2 protein-coding genes are annotated in these 2,025 nt (G+C 33.5%); both read left to right on the forward strand.

The features are described 5' to 3' along the window. Nucleotides 1–111: 111 nt before the first annotated feature. A complete protein-coding gene (locus BA053_RS06040; protein ID WP_065094617.1) occupies nt 112–1,299 on the forward strand; it encodes a hypothetical protein in 1,188 nt (395 codons plus the stop codon). A 94-nt stretch (nt 1,300–1,393) separates the two neighbouring features. Next, on the forward strand, nt 1,394–2,025 hold a 632-nt coding region (wmk, locus tag BA053_RS06045; RefSeq protein WP_174525438.1), incomplete at its 3' end, for a WO male-killing family protein Wmk.

The following is a 2,025-nucleotide window of genomic DNA, read 5'->3' on the forward strand; positions in this document are numbered from 1 at the left end:
ATAGCAGAAAATATTTGCAAATCTACTCACTATAATTTATAATGAGTAATAGAATGTATAATAATAAAGTTTATTGTACGCTTAAAAAGTATTTTTAATAGTGAGGATAATATGGGTAATAAAATAATTGTACCTTTTGATGATAAGAAAGGAGGTACTTATCAATTAAACGTTGATCTTGATAAATTATCAGAAGGTGAGATGTTAAATGCTATTATAGGAATTGGTCGTGTTAACCAGCAGTCCACCTTTGTAAGCAAAACCAATAAGGCTAAAAAACCTGGAGAAGTGCCCTTCCCTAATAGAGACGTTCAAATCAACTACGGAAAGGGACTTGATTACATATATGGCACAAAACCTATAAGTGATCAAGAAGATAAAAATCCATTTACCTCTGCCTTGCAAAAAATAAAGCCAAGTATAAGCGAAAGCGAAAAATTGAGCTGGTTTAAAAGTGCTGTGGTAAGAGCAAAAAGTTTAAAAGAGATGAATAAAGTTATAGATGAAGTAATAGATGATGGAGCAAGGCTAAATGCATGTAATGATGGGGAATGGAGTTTCGCAGAGTATGTAGTATTAGGTACACATTTTCATAAATTTGATAAGGTTGATCGTAAAAAGGTAATACGTAAATTAATGTTAAGCGGTGCAGAGTTTCATGATACTCTACTACAGAATAAACTGATAGGTGAAATCTATAATGAGCTACAACCAGAAATTCAGCCACAGATAGATAAGCAACTAGAAGAACTAGGAAAAGCTGGTGAAAGTGCTGTTCAGGAAGGAGCATTAATAGGTATCGAAATAGATAACAAAATGCTTTTCATGGAATTTTCTGAAGATAGCAAGGTAGAAGTAGCCAAAATACTGGAAGGTATGGATCAAAACAGAAAGTTAGGAAGTAATATTTTAAAAATTGGCAATGATGCAGTTGAGGTTAGAAGGGAGCAAGGAGGTGCAAGAAATTACGTTGATGTATCAGATGGTAGCTCTGTTGTGTTAGAATTTCCTACAAGCATTGGTAAGCTAAATGTTATATTGTACCACGATGTAAAAAAATATGATCAAGTACAAGTCAGAGTAGAAAACAAGGAAATGTGGGCTGAATTACAACAAATAGGGGAAGAAATTGGAAAAAATTGCCTTTTCGGGGGAGTAAAACTTAAAGAAGCAGTAGAGAAAGGTAGTTTCACTAGATGTGGCATATGGAGTGAAAAGCAGAAGGAAGTAAGTGAAAAATTGTTTTCATGGGCAGACAAAGTACGTGAAAATAGTAAAGAAACTTGTAGGGCACTTTAATTCATCTACAACCAATTTAAAGGTTCCAGAGTCTAGCTATTATATCTGGAGCCTTTGAGCTATAATAGAAAATATTATATGCAAGGTTCTTTTTGTGGAAAGAAGTTTAGACTATGAAGTAGGGCAAAAAGTAAAAAATTGGAGGTTAGAGCGAGGGTACACTCAGAAAGATTTAGCAGAGAAACTTGGTGTAAAGTACTGGGTAATACTTCAATATGAAAAAGGGAACCGTAGAATTTCAATCGAAAGGTTGTACGCTATAGCAGGTGCATTGTCAGTAAGTATTACCGATCTCATTACTGCATCAAAGGAGAAAATCGGCTTTAAAAATGAGGAAGGAGAAATATTAAATCTAGTAAGAGAATATAAAAAGATTAATGATCAGGAGTTACGTAAGATGTTTTGTTTATTAACTAAATTTGTCAAAGTTAGTGAAAAAAGTAGTAAAAAATCAGAAAAAATAAAAATTGCAAAGGGTTTGGTTAAAGCAGGAGTTTCTGTTGATATTGTTGCAAAAACAATTGGTCTGCCTGCTGATGAATGTATTGAAGAAAAAGTTGGTTCTATATACTGCCAAATAGGAAAAAAGATAAAAGAATGGAGGCTAGTGAGAGAGTATACTCAAAAGGATTTAGCAGAGAAAATGAATACAACACGTGACGAAATAAGCAACTATGAACAAGGAAGGACTGCTGTTCCACTTGATAAATTATATGAAATGGCAGA

It is taken from the genome of Wolbachia endosymbiont of Nomada ferruginata (genome assembly GCF_001675785.1).
GTDB classification, from domain to species: Bacteria; Pseudomonadota; Alphaproteobacteria; order Rickettsiales; family Anaplasmataceae; genus Wolbachia; species Wolbachia pipientis.

Coding starts and splice junctions, on each gene's coding strand:
- BA053_RS06040 (WP_065094617.1), top strand. CDS start 112: ATGGGTAATAAAATAATTGTACCTTTTGATGATAAGAAAGGAGGTACT.